Genomic DNA, 540 nt, shown 5'->3' with positions numbered 1-540 from the left:
AATCTATTATTAAACTGCATTATCTGCTGATAAGTAGTGTTTTGTGCCCTTGCAGCATCTCCCATATCTTTACCTCTATGGAAAGTTTTCTCTGCTCTTGCCATTACATCTTTAGCTTTATTTAAATATTCAGMCTCTTTCTCATAAGGAGTATTTTTAGAACGAGCTAAATATTCATAAGAAGCAGCCAAATTGAAATAAGCAGGATAAATAAGCTTTTCAAGTTTTATAAGCTCTTCATACATMACTGTAGCTCTCTCATAATCCTCATCTAATATAGCCTGATTACCTATAGCAAAGTAAACATTAGACATATCAAAGCCTATAGTAAGCATTCTTTCTTCTTCTTCTCTTTTAAGCTTTTTATACTCTTCTATTTTTGCATTAGCCTCTTCTCTTGTAATGCCGTTTTTAGCAATGTCTCCATTACCCATAAAACCAAGCAATTTTTGATATGTTTTTATTCTTCTGTTATACATATCTATTTTAGCAAGTGAATAAGAACTTACAAAAATCTCTCTAGTTAAAAAGTCATAATGA

At 30.9% G+C, this 540-nt stretch carries 1 pseudogene; it reads right to left on the bottom strand.

Features of this window, described 5'->3' with window-relative positions:
- Positions 1-540: pseudogene (locus tag GQX97_RS14450) on the bottom strand (DUF2723 domain-containing protein); the annotation flags it as partial.

The sequence above is a fragment of the Brachyspira sp. SAP_772 genome, from assembly GCF_009755885.1.
In the GTDB taxonomy this organism is placed as follows: domain Bacteria; phylum Spirochaetota; class Brachyspiria; order Brachyspirales; family Brachyspiraceae; genus Brachyspira.
Note: the sequence above shows the minus strand (reverse complement) of the source record. Positions and strands in the feature narration are given on the sequence as shown.